This is a genomic window from Chryseobacterium sp. NG-CE01 (assembly GCF_055695505.1).
Map to the genome: position 1 here is coordinate 2,540,392 of NZ_CM146369.1, position 17,035 is coordinate 2,557,426.

Consider the following 17,035-nt stretch of genomic DNA (forward strand, 5'->3'; position numbering starts at 1 on the left):
TGTTAGTTTTTGTAGTTGTACCTGAATTCTTTTAACAACTTACCAGTAGAGGAATTTTCTCTGATTTCTTTCAATCTGTTGGCAGTATCATAAAGATATACCTCGCGGATTCCCGATGGAGGAGTAATGCTGGTAACGCCAATTAATGGATCGTAGGTATAAGTAGTGATCTGGTAAGCTGCCATGCTGCTGTCTTTCCTGAAATTATCCAAAGCTGTGATCAATACCGGCTCATTGGAAGGACTGGCAGCATCCAGGTCGGAAGCAGAAATAATAGCTGCTGCAAGGCTGCTTACCTGGGCATAGGTTGCTCCCATGATTTTAGCAATAGGCTGGGTCTGGTTGTAACCCCATACAATGGCCGTAGGAATGCCGTCTTTGGTGGTGTACTGTTGTAAGTTACCTTTGTTATCGTATTGATCGTAGGTGAGTTCGGTTTGTAAAGGATTATTTGCAAAAGAGCCCTTCACTATTTTTGGAAGGAAAGAAACATTATCGTTCCATGTATTTGAGTAGTCAATTTCGTTCGTACTTAATAATATATTGTTTTTAAAGCTTTCTATTTTTTTTATCTCTGACATTCTATTTTGAGAATAAACAGAATTATTACCCGTATCGTAGTAATATTTCGTTTTTAAGCTGCTTCCGTCAGGATGTATAATCGTGTGCTCAGCTATCTTTTTGTTGGTATTATTATAGGTGAAATTTTCCTGAGTCTCAACAATTTTCTGATTATCGTTTTCGTAAAAATAACTTTTTGTCTGCTTAGAAGTAAGTTTCGCCCAGCCGTAAGCTTCAAAAATTGGATATAACATTATTTTAGGCTTATTAAAGTCAGGATCCATTGGCAGCGGACATATGAAAGATTTTGGTGTTGAATAATTCGCAGAATTATTACATTGTGTACAATCATCATTTGGGTCTTCTATAAATATTTTGTAATTGCTATAACTATTCAAATAAGTAGCTCCACTTCCTGTAAAGCACTGCCCATAAGGTTTTCTAAATCTTGTTCCCGTGTGAATCAGAAAATCGTCAAATGAATATGCATTCAGGGTTTCGTTAAGAAGTTTATTTGTTTCATCAATGATCCTTTCTTTTACAAGAAGACCTCTTTTATAGTCGTAATTATGTGTAGGTGGAAAAGGAGATCCCAGAACTATATCATTTTCAGGATAGTCTAAAGGGGAAGTAAACTGATTGTAGACTTTTCCTTTACCTGTTTCATATACTACAACATCTTTATATCCTACATCTGCACCTTGTGTTTTAATAGCCGGTAAAAAATTTACGGTGTTTATTGTCTTAAAATAATGTAAAATATTATTATTGGTTGCTGGGCAAGCTAAACCAAGATAAGGAACAAAACCAGTATTTGTACAAAATCCCAATTTTCAAAAATTGGTTTTGGAAAAACAAGTGAACCACTGCTTTTTTCACTATCAGTAATAGATTCGTAAGAGAATTTTTTTTCTCTACTCGGGATTAAAGGATTATTTATATCATCATAATAATTTGCCGTTATGTCCTGACTAAAATAGCCAATTCTTTTGATTCTGTTTCCTCCTCCAAGTAAGAATTTCTTGTGAACCACCTTATATAAATGTAAGGAAGCTTCATCAGGTAAAGTATATGTATCCATATTATGTCTCTTTATCTGATATTCTGTATTACTCTGCAAAATTACTTCAAAGCAGCAAGAGCCATTATTATAAGGACATAGAAGTCCTTGTACATTTTCCCAAACACCATTTATTTTTTTCATCAATATCATGGTTCTGTTTGTGGTATCGGGAGCATCAGCTTCAACAGTGGATGGGTATATTATTACTTTTCGCTCATAGCTGGCTACTGGAATTGGTTGTATACTATTTTGATTACTAAAAGTTAAATTTAAATATTGTTCCAATTGATTAAAATGATCATTCTCTGAAAAATCAGTTACTTCCTGATCTCCAATATAAGAATATCTATTGGTTTCAAAATCAAATATTGCCGATCCTCCTGTAGGATATTTTATTTTTCTAAGCACCTCATGAGTAGAAAAATCAGGAGATGATTTTTTGTTATCTGAGTTTTTAGTGCTACAGGCTTTTATTAAATTGAAAAACCCCCAGGCGTCTTTTGAAATTATGTTTCCTTGGGAATCGTTATTATAATAATCAAACTCATATTTTCCATCCAAGGAATTGTCTTTTTTGAAAAGATTGATCTTTTTTAAAAACATTCTGTAATGTAAAGTATGATTATAACTATATTCTAAAACAAATTTTTTCATCAGATTATTCCCCGCATCTTTAATGGAAATACTATTAAGATACGATGTTTGGGATTGATTGGTAATATTTGTATCTGATCTGCCTTGTAGAAAATTGAATTCTATTTTACCTTGGTTTACTACTTCTATACTTTGAAGTTTTTTCACTTTGATAAGTACATTAGAATTATTTATTGTTTCTATAGGAGGTAAATCATCACATTTGTTGTGTATATCATAATATTGTGACAGACCTGATATATTGGGATATTCCGTATTTGTTATTGAAGTATTGGAAAAACCTTCTTTGAGTTCGGAATTATTATAATTGAAATTAATAAGCAACTGATTGTTATTATCAAATATTTTCGAAAGGTGAAAAGAACTGTTAAATTCTCTATCGGAATATAATTGATCACTAGTACTATATTCTCCTCCTGTCCCATTTATAGCAAAGGTGGTAGTTCTTACTCCGCCAAAATTTCTTGTGATTTCAATAACATCAAAAATGTATTTATAACCTTTTTCATCATACACGGTGAATCCCATAGGTCTAAAATTGCTGTCATAATTATTGATAATCTTTATGCGGTAGTCTGAAAGAGGAGTAACCTCCAAAATATTATTGTCATTTTTTTTAATTACAAATTTACCTGAGTAATTCATAAAATTAAACTGCCAAACATCATGTTCTGTATCATATTTTCCCTGATTAACAATACTCCAAAGAAATTCATTTCCTTTATCTTGATCTACTTGTGACGGATATGGTTTATACCAATTTTGATATTGATTTGCTATATTTTTAGTGAAATAATAGTAGTTATTACTATTATTGGAAGGTACATTATTCTGATATATTCCAATTTTTCCATAAGCATTTCCGGAAGGACTAGATTGATTTCCTGTGGGCATTATTAATAACTCATCGGGCAATCCTCTTACCGTTCTGGAAATTGTGCCTCCAGCATATAAAGACCAGCCTAATCCTACATCACTTGCTCTTTCATCTGCCGCAACTCCTGAAGGGTGATACTTCAACGCAATATCTAAATTGATATCTTTGGAATTTGTTGGAATGTTTAGAATAGGAATTGAAATATCAGGTATTCCCGTATAATTACTAACTGGTATTTCTTCAAATTTCATCAATGCACTTACCGACGGTGACGGAGGTACAACCTTAGGCAATTCTGTAGAAATTTCAGGGTTTGCATTCTGAGCATATGTAAGACAACAAAGCACAATATTTAATAGCAAAGTTATTTTTTTCATCTTAGTTTATTTTTTAATCAATTTAGCACTCGCTGTTTTGTTGTCATTGGTTTTCACGGTTACCAGATACGCTCCCTGAACCAGGTTCTGCGTATTGATCTTGGTTACTTTATTTTTAGTTTTTAAGCTCTGAAGTTGCCTTCCGCCCATATCGTAAACAATGATTTCCGCCTCAAAACTTTGTCTTGAGCCTGTTGAAGGTATGGTCCCTGAGCTTGTCGAAGGGAAGCCGACTTCTACGTATGCATACTCGCTCACCGGATTCGGGTAGATCTTAATATCCTGCTTTTCGATCAGCTGGTCAATCTGTCTGTCGCCCAACTTTACAATCTTCCAGTTTTCTTTTCCAAGCTCTTCTGCACTGGTTCCGGCTAGAATTATGGAACCATCCCTGTTCAGCTTAATATCCGAAAGCCTCTCTTCTTTTTTTCTGGATTCGCCCTTTACATGTTTTCTCCACTGTTCTTCTCCTTTTTCATTGAGATACAACATCCAAAACGTTTCATCATCAGCTTCTATCCTTCCTTCCGCCTGGGTATAACCTCCCAGCAGAATTCCTTTGACGTTCTCGGATCCCCCTCCCTTGGAGGGGTTAGGGGAGGAAATCACGCTCATTCCCATCAGAACATCCCGGTTCTTGAAATTGTAGGATTTCTGCCAGATCTCTTCTCCTCTTTCGTTTAAAGAAATCAGCCATAAGTCCGTTCCTTCTTCAATTCCCACGGTTTTATTTCCCGATCTTTCCGATCTTGACTCACCGCCAACCATGTAGCCTGTGGAAGTCAATGCCAATGTTCTTAAATGATCATCTCCTGTTCCTCCGAAATTCTTTTCCCATTCCACATTGCCGTCTTTGGAAAGCTTGATGATCCAGTAATCACCTTCCCCGAAATTGCCGCTAGCTTTTGGCATTTGGCTAATAGCTTTCGAAGTGGCGGACCCTGAGCCTGTCGAAGGGTGCATCCCGTTTCCTGCTACCGGTCCGCTTCTGGAATAGACACCGAGCAATGCTCCGCCGTCTTTGGTAGGAATCATCTTCTCTACTTCATCCAAACCTTTTCCGCCTAGAATCAACTGCGATAATTCCTTTCCGTTTTTGTCCAGTCGTACAATCAGCACATCTTTAGATCCATAACCAACCGTTCCCGTTCCCCGAGGCTCTCGAAGGGAACCTGTCGTTCTATTCCCCGCCACAAAGAATCCCATATCGGTAGTTTGAATCACTGCTCTTGCTTCTTCATCTGCTGTACTGCCTATGGTTTTCTGCCACAGTTCATCCCCAAATTCGTTAATTCTTATGAGCCAGATATCTGATCCGCCTTTGGAATCTTTTTTTTTATCCAAAACTTTACCGCTGAATGACGTTCCGGCAAGAAGAAAACCTCCTTCCTGCGTATTCACCGTAGCCGATAAAAAATCATGGTTCTGTCCGGAGAAATATTTTTCCCAGACTTCTTCTCCCTGTTGGTTAAGTTTAACCAAATGAAAATCGTAACCGTTGTTGGGCTGCTGGCTGTTGGCTGCCGGCATATTGCTTTTGCCTCCGGCTTTCGAAATTTCACTTTCAGCCCTAATAGAACTGCCTGTTATCAGATATTGCTGGTCAATGGTAGTGGTAACCTGGGAAAGAAAATCCTGGGTGGAGGATTTAATGTCTTTCTGCCAGATTACTTCCTGGGCAGAGACGCCCAGAACGGAGCACAGGAATAAGGCTCCTGAATAGAATTTATTCATACAAAGTGTTTAATGATAAGTATTATTATTGTTTAAAATTAAAAAGGTCTGAGAATACAGAAGTCCGTTATTATAATTCGGAGCGTTATGGAGAAATGGTCCGATAAGGATATGTTTTCATCATGTTTTTGTTTTTTTATTGATTTCGGTTTTTAGGAAATTTTTTCCATTGCTGCAAATTAATGCTTACACACGACAAAAGATGTCGTATTATTTTAAAGATGCATTTTCCTGTTTTCAGGTTGGAAGTTTTCTAAAATCCGGTGCGAAATTAGAAAAAATATATCTCCGGACAAAGAAAATAAAATGGATTTAATATGATAAAAAAAATGCTGAAAAAAGTTCTCGTGAACAATATTTACAGCTTAGTATCAGCAGATTATTTTTATTCCTGTCTCAATTGATTTTAAGAAAAATTAATCTTCCATAAAGTCATTTTAATAAAAATAAATTAATGAAAAAAAATTACGGAATTTTTAAGAGATAATCAGATACCTTCGACAACTCTTCGGGTGTTGTTCGGGAACTCCTCGGAAAAAGTACCGTTTTTCCGAAGCCGACCCGAAGGTGATCCGAAGAAAACCCGAAAAAATTAATGTGTTAAAATTTTTGGTTCTTTATGGTAAAATTTTCCCGCTAAACATTAATTTAGCAAAAACGAAAACTTCATGTTTATCAGGCTAAAAACTAAAACCGTATTTCTTTCCGCATTACTCACCTCATCCTTATTTTTTTCACAGGCCCACAACGTTTCAGAAGGATATCAGAAACCGGACGATCCCTTGGTGGCACAAAATATTGAAACCTGGCAGGATCTGAAATTTGGTTTGTTTATGCACTGGGGAACATACAGCCAGTGGGGAATTGTTGAAAGCTGGAGCCTTTGCCCGGAAGACGAATCCTGGACCCAAAGAAAACCAGAACACGGGATATCATACTACGAATACGTAAAAAATTATGAAAATCTTCAGACGACTTTCAACCCGGCTCAGTTCAATCCTCAAAAATGGGCGGATGCCGTAAAAAAAGCAGGAATGAAATATGTGGTGTTCACTACAAAACATCATGATGGTTTTGCCATGTTTGATACACAACAGTCTGACTATAAAATAACCTCTCCTAAAACACCTTTTTCCAAAAATCCGAAAGCAGATGTTACCAGAGAAATTTTCAACACGTTCCGGAAAGAAGGATTTAAGATCGGAGCGTACTTTTCAAAGCCCGACTGGCATTCCGATGACTACTGGTGGTCCTACTTCCCGCCAAAAGACAGAAATGTGAATTATGACCCAAAAAAGTATCCCGAAAAATGGAATAACTTCAAAAAGTTTACCTTTAATCAGCTAAATGAAATTACTTCCAACTACGGAAAAATAGATATTCTCTGGCTGGATGGAGGCTGGGTACGCCCATTCCGCACCATTGATCCCAATGTCGAATGGCAGCGAACCATTAAAGTAGAACAGGATATCGATATGGATAAAATAGGGACGATGGCCAGGAAAAATCAGCCCGGAATCATCATTGTAGATCGTACCGTCCCCGGAAAGTGGGAAAATTATGTAACACCCGAACAGGCTATTCCGGAAAAACCGCTCCCGATTCCCTGGGAAAGCTGCATTACGATGGGTGATTCGTTTTCGTATGTCCCGAATGACAACTACAAATCTTCTCAGAAAATTATTGAAACATTGGTAAAAATCATTTCACGAGGTGGAAATTACCTGATGAATATTGCTCCCGGGCCAAACGGCGATTATGATCCTGTTGTTTACGAAAGATTGAAAGAGATTTCCGGCTGGATGGAACAAAACCAGTCGGCTGTTTTTGCAACGCGGAGTGTTGCTCCTTATCACGAAGGCAATTTTTATTATACCCAAAGTAAAGACGGAAAAACACTGAATATTTTTCATCTGGATGAAAAAACAAATTACGAATCTCTATCAACATTAAATTTTACCATTCCGGAGAATTTTAAACCAAAATCACTGAAAGTTTTAGGAGTAAAAAATAAAATTCAATGGAACCAATCAGGAAATGTAATTAAAGTTGATTTGCCGGAAGAAAGAAATCAGCTAAAATATTCAACAGTAATTCAAATTACACAATAGTTCAAATTGTAGACTATTTGATATCAAAAACGACATAGGAAATCGGAGCGTTAAAAAGAAAATCTGATAACATTGAGAATTTCAGTTTATTAAGCTAGATGAAATTGAGAAATCAATAAATTAATTTTTTTATTAAGTTTTTAAGCTAATATTTTTAATTTCAAAATTAACCGCAAAAGTCACAAAGATATCTTAACACAACGATTAGAATAATCAAAGTTCTCAAAAGAACAAAAATCGAAGATTTTTAAAGCTATTGTGATCCTTTTCATTTCTAGTCATCAACTTTAAAATAAATTTGAATTCATCTTTTGTGACTTTTGCGGTTATATAAAGTTTAAACATTCTACAACTAAAATTATTTTACAATGCGATTTAAAATTATAGGAATATTCTTATTAAGCTCTGTAATTATTTCTGCTCAAAAACCTTTATATAAAGACCCTAAGCAGCCGGTAGAAGCCAGAGTTCAGGATTTATTAAAAAGAATGATTCCTGAAGAAAAATTCTGGCAATGCTTTATGATTCCCGGAGATTTGGATCATGTTCCTAAAGATCAATATTCCCACGGAATTTTCGGATTACAGGTGAGCGCAGGGAATCAGGGAGGCGGAGCGGCAGGACAATTATTAACCTATAATGCTAATGAAAGTGCAGAAAAACTGGCCAGGAAAATCAATGCCATTCAAAAATATTTTGTCGAAGAATCCAGACTGGGAATTCCTATTATCCCCTTTGATGAGGCATTGCACGGATTGATGCGGGAAGGTGCTACGGCTTTTCCACAGGCTATCGGACTCGCAGCAACCTTTAATCCTGACCTGATGAAGGAAGTTTCTGCAGCCATTGCCAAAGAATCAAAACTGAGAGGAATCCGCCAGATTTTAACACCGGTTGTCAATTTAGCAAGTGATGTTCGCTGGGGCAGGACAGAGGAGACCTACGGTGAAGACCCTTTTCTTACCTCGTTAATGGGAGTAAGCTTCGTCAGCTCTTTTGAAAATCGGGGTATCATTACCACTCCAAAACATTTTTTAGCAAATGTTGGTGAAGGAGGAAGAGATTCATATCCCATTCATTGGAGCAGGAGATATCTGGAAGAAACACATTTGATTCCGTTTGAAAAAGCCTTTCAACAGGGAAAAAGCCGTTCGGTAATGACTTCCTACAATCTATTGGACGGAAGGCCTTCCACAGCCAATCATTGGCTTTTAACGGAAAAATTAAAAAAAGGCTGGAATTTTAAAGGTTTTGTTATCAGTGACGCCAGTGCAGTAGGCGGGGCGAATGTCCTGTATTTTACGGCCAAAGATTATGACGATGCTTCTGCGCAGGCTATCAATGCCGGACTTGATGTTATTTTCCAGACAGAATATAAACATTACAAATTATTCATTCCGCCATTTTTAGACGGAAGAATTTCTCAGCAGAGAATCGATGATGCCGTTGCCAGGGTTTTGAGGGCAAAATTTGAACTGGGTTTGTTTGAAAATCCTTACGTTTCAGATAAAGATATTCGGGAATTAAAGAACATCAACCATAAACCGTTAGCTGAAAAAGCAGCTGCTGAATCTTTTGTTCTGCTTCAGAATACCAATAATACGCTTCCGATCCCGGAGCATATAAAAAAGATTCTGGTGGTTGGAACAGATGCGGCGGATGCAAGATTAGGCGGATATTCGGGACCGGGAAATAATAAAGTGAGTATTGTTGAGGGAATTAAAGATTTTGTTAAAAATAAAAATATTGAAATCACTTATTCAAAAGGAATTGACTGGAATATAAAGAATTTTGTGACCGTTCCGGCTGAATTTTTATCCTCCGGAAATCAAAAAGGGTTAAAAGGAAATTACTTTTCCAATCCTGATTTAAAAGGAAATCCCGCTTTTGAAAAGCAGGATGAACAGGTGAATTTCAAATGGACACTGTATTCCCCAAATCCTGAAAAGTTGCAGCCTGATAATTACAGCGTGCGCTGGACAGGAAAACTGAAAGCACCCAATTCAGGGAAATACCAATTGGGACTGCGTGGAAATGATGGTTTCAGATTATTTTTAAATGGAAAACTGCTTATCGACCACTGGGAAAAGTTGAGCTATTCAACCAAAACGGTTGAGCTCGATTTGGTGAAAGAAAAACAATATGACATTGCCGTGGAATTTCATGAGAATAGGGGAGAAGCGAATATTGAGCTTATCTGGAATTACGGACTGCCGGATTATCAGAAAGACTTTAAAAATGCTTTACAACTCGCTGAGCAAGCAGATTATATCATCGTAACTGCAGGAATCCATGAAGGTGAATTTCAGGATCGTTCTTCATTGGCGCTTCCCGGAAATCAGGAGCAATTCATTGATGAAGTTTCAAAATTGAATAAACCTGTGGCAGTAGTGCTTGTCGGAGGTTCTGCTATTAAAACTACACATTGGAAAGATAAAATCGGAGCCATTCTGGACGTCTGGTATCCCGGAGAACAGGGTGGAAGAGCTGTGGCTAAAGTTTTATTCGGTGAGGAAAATCCATCCGGGAAATTACCAATTACTTTTCCGGTAGAGGAAGGTCAGTTGCCATTATCTTACAATCATCATCCGACCGGACGTGGAAATGATTATTACGATCTGAGTGGCGAACCGCTGTATCCTTTTGGTTTCGGATTGAGCTATACGACTTTTGAATTTTCGGATTTACAGTTAAACAAACTACAGTTTACAACAAAAGATACGATTACTGCCACAGTCAATGTAAAGAATACAGGTTCAAAAGCGGGCAGTGAGGTTGTACAGCTTTATGTGAAAGATTTACTCGCCTCAGTTTCAAGACCGATTATTGAACTGAAAGGTTTTCAAAAAGTATATTTAAAACCGGGAGAAGCAAAGCAGGTAACCATTGATGTTCCGGTAAAAGACCTGCAGTTTCTAGACGAGAAAATGAACTGGATTGTTGAAAAAGGAACATATAGAATTTTTGTCGGGAATTCTTCAAAAAACCTTCCGCTAAAACAGAATATTGAGGTGGAGTGAGGTAGGATGAGATTTTATTTTTTTATCATTCTAAGCAAAATGAATTGGATGAGAAAATAATCAGACTTTATAAGGAACACTTTTTGCAAGTCAGTTAAAATCACTATCACATTTTAATCTATGAAAAACTATCTTTTACCCGTTTTGGCGCTGACTTTTTTCAGCTGTAAAGAAAATAAAAACGAAAAAACCTCTACTCAAAAAGAAGTCGTCACAGAAACGGATACGCTGAGGTTGCCTGCACCTGACGAGAAGAACTCCAAAAACAAATTCAGCAATGTCATCGGCTGGCCAAAGGAAAATCGCCTGTTGCTCCGGAAGGTTTTACCGTTACCCGTTTTGCCGATAATATAAAAAGCCCGAGAAATATGATTCAGGCCGAAAACGGCGATGTTTTTGTCGTTCTTTCCAACTCGGAGCGTTCCACAACAGAGAAAATAAAAAACGATATCAGCGGAAAAAGTGATGCTGAGGTAGGGGGCAAATCTGCCAACAGGATCATCTTATATCGTGATGCCAATAAAGATGGTATTCCCGAATCGTCTTCCGTATTTCTTGATAAGCTCAATCAGCCATACGGAATGCTGATTATTAAAGATAAATTTTACGTAGCCAATACCGACGGACTTTGGGTATATCCTTATAAGCCTGGAGATACAAAAATTACCCAGCCTGGTAAAAAGATTGTAAATCTGCCCGCGGGAGGATATAATAACCACTGGACAAGAAATTTAATCGCCAATAAAGACCAGTCTAAAATTTACATCAGTGTAGGCTCCGGAAGTAACGTAGGCGAAAACGGAATGGAAAATGAAGTACGGAGAGCCAACATTCTTGAAGTAAATCCTGACGGAACCGGAGAAAAGATTTATGCTGCGGGTTTAAGAAATCCCGTAGGCATGAGCTGGAATCCGGTTACCGGCGAACTCTGGACGGTCGTTAACGAACGGGATGAACTTGGTGATGAACTGGTTCCGGATTATCTTACTAGTGTAAAGCAGAATGCCTTTTATGGATGGCCTTATACTTATTTTGGGAAAAATGAAGATCCGAGAAGAAAAGGAGAAAAACCTGATCTCGTTGCTAAGACCATTGTCCCGGATGTTCCGCTGGGCAGTCATACCGCCTCTTTAGGGCTTACTTTTTATACCGGAAGCCAGTTTCCGGAGAAATATAAAAACGGAGCATTTATCGGGCAACACGGATCATGGAACCGATCTTCTCTCACAGGGTATCAGGTAGCATTCGTGCCTTTTGCAAATGGTAAAGCTTCAGGTCCGTATCAGCCTTTTCTTACAGGATTTATTGCCAATGAAGCAAAAGGAGACGTCTACGGAAGACCTGTAGGAGTCTTACAGCTTGCTGACGGATCTATACTTGTTGCCGATGATGTAAGTGAAGTAGTATGGAGGGTTTCCTACAATAAAAATAAGTAAACAATTGTTATTGAATTGTGGTATGATATATGCAAATATTCTGTTATAAACCTGAATGATATAAGACTAAAATTAAGATCATTCAAAAAATAAAAAGTTATGAAAAAGTTTTTAATACCAACACTTTTGTTTTTAGGTTTGTCAGGCGGAGCTTTTGCACAGAAACACCATCCACGGCCTCCCGTACCTCCTCATCCTTCAAGAAGCGAACTGTACAACAGTAAGGCGAGGGAATTAGACAAAAAATATAATACTGAAAAAAGGTTGATTCTTAATCATCCGCTGGCGACCAAGAAAATGAAAAGCGATCAGCTGAAAGCCCTTAATCTCAGATATCAGAATGAAAAACGGCTGTTAAGAGCTACAAGATAGAGTGAGTATAACAGGGAACTTACCCTGTTAACGGAAATAAAAGAGAGAATGCATTAGCGTTCTCTTTTCTGTTTTAAATACAAGATAATGTCTTTCATTTCCATCTATGTTGTAAGCCAAGAAACGCTGAACATCCAATATTTTTCCTTAAATTCGCATAAAATTTTAAACTAATGAATTACGATATTATTGTCATCGGTAGTGGTCCCGGTGGATATGTTACTGCAATCAGAGCGGCGCAATTGGGTTTCAAAACTGCAATTATCGAGAAAGAAAGTTTGGGAGGGATCTGCCTTAACTGGGGTTGTATTCCTACAAAAGCTTTGCTGAAGTCTGCTCAGGTTTTTCATTATATTAATCATGCCGAAGACTACGGCTTAAATAAAGTGGAAGGTAGTTTTGAATTTCCTAACGTAATTCAGAGAAGCCGTGGCGTAGCCAACAAAATGAGCAAAGGGATCGAATTCTTAATGAAAAAGAATAAGATCGATGTAATTTTAGGGACTGCCAAAGTACAGAAAGGTAAAAAAGTTTCCGTTACCGATAAAGACGGAAAGGTAACAGAATATACAGGAACACACATCATCATCGCAACTGGTGCACGTTCAAGAGAATTGCCGAACCTTCCTCAGGACGGTAAAAAAGTTATCGGATACAGACAGGCGTTATCTCTTCCTGAACAGCCGAAATCGATGATCGTTGTAGGTTCAGGAGCAATCGGGGTAGAATTTGCCGACTTCTACAATACAATGGGGACAAAAGTTACGGTGGTGGAATTTATGCCGAATATCATTCCTGTAGAAGATGAAGAAATCTCTAAGCACTTAGAAAAATCTCTGAAAAAATCAGGAATTGAGATCATGACCAACGCTTCTGTGGAAAGTGTTGACACCAGCGGAGAAGGCGTAAAAGCTAACGTAAAGACAGCTAAAGGAAACATTACGCTTGAAGCTGATATTTTATTATCTGCTGTCGGTATTGCTGCAAACATCGAGAATATTGGTCTTGAAGAAGTAGGAATCCAGACGGACAAAGGAAGAGTTTTGGTAAATGAATGGTACGAAACCTCAGTTCCGGGTTATTATGCAATCGGAGATATCATTCCGACTCAGGCATTGGCACACGTTGCTTCTGCAGAAGGAATTACCTGCGTTGAAAAAATCAAAGGAATGCACGTTGAAAAAATCGATTATGGCAATATTCCGGGATGTACGTACTGCCACCCTGAAGTAGCTTCTGTAGGTCTTACCGAAAAGCAGGCTAAAGAAAAAGGTTACGAAATCAAAGTGGGTAAATTCCCTCTTTCTGCAAGCGGAAAAGCAACGGCAAACGGAAATACGGATGGTTTCATCAAAGTTATTTTCGATGCTAAATACGGCGAATGGTTAGGTTGTCATATGATTGGAGATGGCGTTACCGATATGGTTGCTGAAGCTGTTGTTGCCAGAAAACTTGAAACGACAGGTCACGAGATCATCAAATCAATTCACCCGCACCCAACGGTATCTGAAGCCATTATGGAAGCTGCTGCTGCTGCGTATGGCGAAGTGATCCATATTTAATTTGATAATTAAATTATAAATATAGTAAACCACAGATTTTGTCTGTGGTTTTTCTTTTTGAAAGAGCCTGTTTAAATTTGACATTTAAAGTTTTTAAATTCTATTATTTTTAAACGCAAAGATTTAATTCAACTTTACACATTACTTTTAGAAAGCAAAGACAAATAAAATTTGCTTCACGAAGCTTGAAGAAATAGCTTCATCAAATCAACTTGTTGATTCTCCTTTGCTTACTTAAATAATTAAGTCTTTAAATTAAATCTTTGCGTCAAAAAATGAATGAAATTTTTGAATAATTAATCAAATTTAAACGAGCTTTAGGATAATTTTTTTTGATTTTATCTAAGTTATTTTCTTAATTTTATTCACTAAACAAAATACAAATTAAAATAAAGTATGTTCAAAAAATTAGCTGCAGAAGCGTTAGGATTAGGAGATATCGGCAAAATTATTCCTTCCCAGGATTATGATAAGGTAGATTCTGATGATTATATCTTGTCAGAAGACAATGAGAAAATTTTCTTTCTTATTAAATCCAAAAGAGATGAATACTGCTTTACCAACAGAGCACTGATTCATATTGACGGAGCAAGTGCTTTGGATAAAAAAAGAGTGTTGAGAAGATATGAATATTACGAATTCCCTTTCTCCAATATTGCTTTACAGACGGCAGGAACTATTGACCTTGATGTCGAAATATCTTTTAATATCGGAAATGTTCCGCTGATGATCAGTGTAACGAAAAGCCAGATCGACCAGCTTAAAGATTTGTATAAAGCCCTATTGGCAATTCAGCAGGCGGTTCACCACAATCAGTCACTGCTGAATTTTTCAAATGACAGTTTACAGAAAGCCATCACTACGGTAGCATCGGGTAAGCAGGAGAATGTATCGAAAAGTCAGGAATTGAGAACAATCAACGAATATATTTTTGCCTGGAACACTACAAGTTTTGATAAATATATTCAGAAGGATTTCTCAAAAATATTCGAAAAGTATATTAATAATTAACAATAACGTACCCTGGACTAAGCCTGGAATTTTCCGGGCTTTATTATTATTCATTTGATATTAGGCTTGTTTACATAATTTGATAAGTAAGTTAATATTATATGGGTACCTAAAAAATTACATAGTGTTGTCTTTATTTTGTGGTATTTTCTTACATTTATTCAATGAATTTTGAAAAGGTAGGTCTTGTTTTATCAGGCGGCGGTACAAAAGGAATTGCACACGCAGGAGTTTTAAAATTTCTGAAGGAAAAAGATATTGATGTTCATATTCTGTCATGCTGCAGTGCAGGTTCCATCGTAGGTTCTATGTATGCCGTAGGAAAAAGTCCGGAAGAAATTCTGGAGTTCTTCAATTCGGTATATTTTTTCAACTGGAAACATTTTGCGTTCAATCAGCCCGGACTTGTATCTTCGGTAATCTTCAGGAATTACCTGAATCCTATTTTCGGAGATATGAAGTTGAAAGATTTAGGAAAAGAAGTTAAAATTGTTGCCACAGAACTTGTAACAGGCACAGAAAAAATCTTTGATCAGGATTTTAAAGTGGTTGATGCTATTATTGCTTCATGTTCCATTCCGGGAATTACGACTCCTTACATTATTAACGAAGAAATGTATTGCGATGGGGGAGTGCTCAATAATTTTCCTGCAGATATCATTAGGGATGAATGTGATAAGCTGATCGGCGTTTTCGTTTCACCACCGCATGATATTAAAATTAACGATCTCAAATCGATTAAAGCTATTGTTTCCCGGTCTTACGACCTTTTATCCTACAGAATTGAAAAAATAAAATTCGACTATTGCGACTGGTTCATCTCTTCACAGGAACTTTCTACCTACGGAACTTTTGAAAGAAGAAAAGACCGTCTTGAAAAAATATTTCAGATTGGCTATGAGGCAGCAAAGGACAGCTTTAATGAAAGCAATTTTTATCTGGCTACAGAATCCCGTGCATAAAAAAAGCTCACCTTGGTGAGCACTTTTTAATATTTTACAACAAATCCGTCCTGGCTTACAATTGTTTTTCCGTTCTGGTCTTTTACCATAAGCGTGTAGGGTGCTTTTTTAGCGGAATCGGTAAGATAGTTTCTCCAGACCTGGTAAGTATATCCTTCATTGCTGAATTCAAAATAATAATTTCCTCCAGATCCGTCAGGAATCAATTCTCCACCGCTGATGATCATACTCGGCCTGGAAGTGATTTTTCCATTGACCGGCCACGATTGGTAAAGGTATTTCCCATCCGGCTGCTGATCGATTTTAATTTTAAATTTTTTAGTTTTAATGATTACGGATTTCGGAATCTTCTGTGAAACCTGCTCCGTAATATTCTGTGGAATACGTGGCTGCTGCAGTTCCTTCGCTGAAAGTATGCTCAGGTTCACGATACATAATCCTCCCCATACAATTGATTTAATCATAATTTTAATATTTTGTCGGTGTCATAAAATTATCAAATTTAAAGCCAATTAAGGATTCGTATCAGAGACAACGGGCGCCTGGGTATAATTTGAAAAAGCCTCCTCAAGACTTCCGAATTTACCCTTGAATTCGTCTATCGGGCAATCCTGCAGAATATTTCCTTTATGAATAAGAATTACCCGTGAGCAAAGCGCCTCTACTTCCTGCATGATATGTGTGGAAAGCAAAACCGTTTTTTGCTGCCCGATTTCTTTCACTACATTTCGAATTTCGATAATCTGGTTGGGATCCAGTCCGTTGGTAGGTTCATCGAGTATCAACAGATCCGGCTGATGAATAATGGCTTGGGCAAGACCTACTCTTTGTTTGTATCCTTTTGAAAGCTGGCCTATCTTCTTTGATTTTTCTGGCGTAATTCCTACAAGTTCTATTACCTCATCTACTCTTGATGCAGGAATATGGTGAATATTTGCTACAAACTGCAGGTATTCTTTTACAAACATCTCAAGATAAAGCGGATTGTTTTCCGGAAGAAAACCGATCTTTCTTTTACTTTCTGTTTCGTCTTCGGTAATGTTTTTACCGTTAAAAATTATTTCTCCTTCATCAATTTTTAAGGCTCCGACAATAGATTTCATTAATGTGGATTTTCCGGCGCCGTTCGGGCCCAGAAGTCCGATAATCTCATTTTTCTCAATGGAAATATTAACGCTGTTCAGCGCAGTTTGTTCACCGAACTTTTTGGTCAGATTGTTTATTTGAAGAGACATGCTGTAATGATGTTTTTGCAAAAATAAAAATAAAAAGCTCATTCTGATGAATGAGCCTTG

General features: G+C 37.2%; 13 protein-coding genes. 8 read left to right on the forward strand and 5 right to left on the reverse strand.

Features of this window, described 5'->3' with window-relative positions; all coding sequences use genetic code 11:
• Positions 1 to 2: 2 nt before the first annotated feature.
• Genes ACYT6F_RS11960 through ACYT6F_RS11970 form a run of 3 tightly spaced genes read right to left on the reverse strand, consistent with a single transcriptional unit; the run spans position 3 to position 5,266 of the window.
• A complete protein-coding gene (locus tag ACYT6F_RS11960; protein WP_472597900.1) occupies positions 3 to 1,391 on the reverse strand; it encodes a hypothetical protein in 1,389 nt (462 codons plus the stop codon).
• Positions 1,346 to 3,532 (reverse strand): hypothetical protein, encoded by a 2,187-nt coding sequence (locus ACYT6F_RS11965; RefSeq protein ID WP_472597901.1) that lies wholly within the window; start codon positions 3,530 to 3,532, stop codon positions 1,346 to 1,348. Before ACYT6F_RS11965 ends, ACYT6F_RS11960 begins: the two co-directional genes overlap by 46 nt.
• Positions 3,533 to 3,538: 6 nt before the next feature.
• Entirely contained in the window at positions 3,539 to 5,266 is a 1,728-nt protein-coding gene (locus ACYT6F_RS11970) for a T9SS type A sorting domain-containing protein (RefSeq protein ID WP_472597902.1), read from the reverse strand.
• 668 nt (positions 5,267 to 5,934) lie between these two features.
• Between ACYT6F_RS11970 and ACYT6F_RS11975 the strand changes: the two genes are divergently transcribed.
• The 8 genes from ACYT6F_RS11975 to ACYT6F_RS12010 all read left to right on the forward strand — a co-directional run bounded on the left by ACYT6F_RS11975 (position 5,935) and on the right by ACYT6F_RS12010 (position 15,740).
• Positions 5,935 to 7,377, forward strand: coding sequence for an alpha-L-fucosidase (locus ACYT6F_RS11975; protein WP_472597903.1), 1,443 nt, complete (start codon positions 5,935 to 5,937; stop codon positions 7,375 to 7,377).
• A gap of 368 nt (positions 7,378 to 7,745) precedes the next feature.
• Positions 7,746 to 10,397 carry a glycoside hydrolase family 3 N-terminal domain-containing protein gene (locus ACYT6F_RS11980; RefSeq protein ID WP_472597904.1) on the forward strand — a complete coding sequence of 884 codons (2,652 nt, stop codon included), beginning with the start codon at positions 7,746 to 7,748 and terminating at the stop codon, positions 10,395 to 10,397.
• A 120-nt stretch (positions 10,398 to 10,517) separates the two neighbouring features.
• Positions 10,518 to 10,751, forward strand: a complete 234-nt coding sequence (locus ACYT6F_RS11985; RefSeq protein ID WP_472597905.1) for a hypothetical protein — start codon at positions 10,518 to 10,520, stop codon at positions 10,749 to 10,751.
• A 14-nt stretch (positions 10,752 to 10,765) separates the two neighbouring features.
• The gene (locus ACYT6F_RS11990; RefSeq protein ID WP_472597906.1) at positions 10,766 to 11,833 is read left to right on the forward strand and encodes a PQQ-dependent sugar dehydrogenase; all 1,068 of its coding nucleotides are present in this window, start codon (positions 10,766 to 10,768) and stop codon (positions 11,831 to 11,833) included.
• 99 nt (positions 11,834 to 11,932) lie between these two features.
• Positions 11,933 to 12,205 carry a hypothetical protein gene (locus ACYT6F_RS11995; RefSeq protein WP_472597907.1) on the forward strand — a complete coding sequence of 91 codons (273 nt, stop codon included), beginning with the start codon at positions 11,933 to 11,935 and terminating at the stop codon, positions 12,203 to 12,205.
• A gap of 173 nt (positions 12,206 to 12,378) precedes the next feature.
• Positions 12,379 to 13,767, forward strand: a complete 1,389-nt coding sequence (lpdA, locus tag ACYT6F_RS12000) for a dihydrolipoyl dehydrogenase (protein ID WP_472597908.1) — start codon at positions 12,379 to 12,381, stop codon at positions 13,765 to 13,767.
• Positions 13,768 to 14,163: 396 nt separating this feature from the next.
• Complete coding sequence (locus ACYT6F_RS12005) at positions 14,164 to 14,778, forward strand: PH domain-containing protein (protein WP_472597909.1); 615 nt, start codon at positions 14,164 to 14,166, stop codon at positions 14,776 to 14,778.
• A gap of 164 nt (positions 14,779 to 14,942) precedes the next feature.
• Positions 14,943 to 15,740, forward strand: a complete 798-nt coding sequence (locus tag ACYT6F_RS12010; protein WP_472597910.1) for a patatin-like phospholipase family protein — start codon at positions 14,943 to 14,945, stop codon at positions 15,738 to 15,740.
• A gap of 26 nt (positions 15,741 to 15,766) precedes the next feature.
• Here ACYT6F_RS12010 and ACYT6F_RS12015 read toward each other — a convergent pair whose 3' ends face one another.
• Together ACYT6F_RS12015 and ACYT6F_RS12020 are read right to left on the reverse strand one after the other, a co-directional pair.
• A complete protein-coding gene (locus ACYT6F_RS12015; RefSeq protein ID WP_472597911.1) occupies positions 15,767 to 16,204 on the reverse strand; it encodes a hypothetical protein in 438 nt (145 codons plus the stop codon).
• Positions 16,205 to 16,252: 48 nt separating this feature from the next.
• Complete coding sequence (locus ACYT6F_RS12020) at positions 16,253 to 16,975, reverse strand: ABC transporter ATP-binding protein (protein WP_472597912.1); 723 nt, start codon at positions 16,973 to 16,975, stop codon at positions 16,253 to 16,255.
• Positions 16,976 to 17,035: the final 60 nt, after the last annotated feature.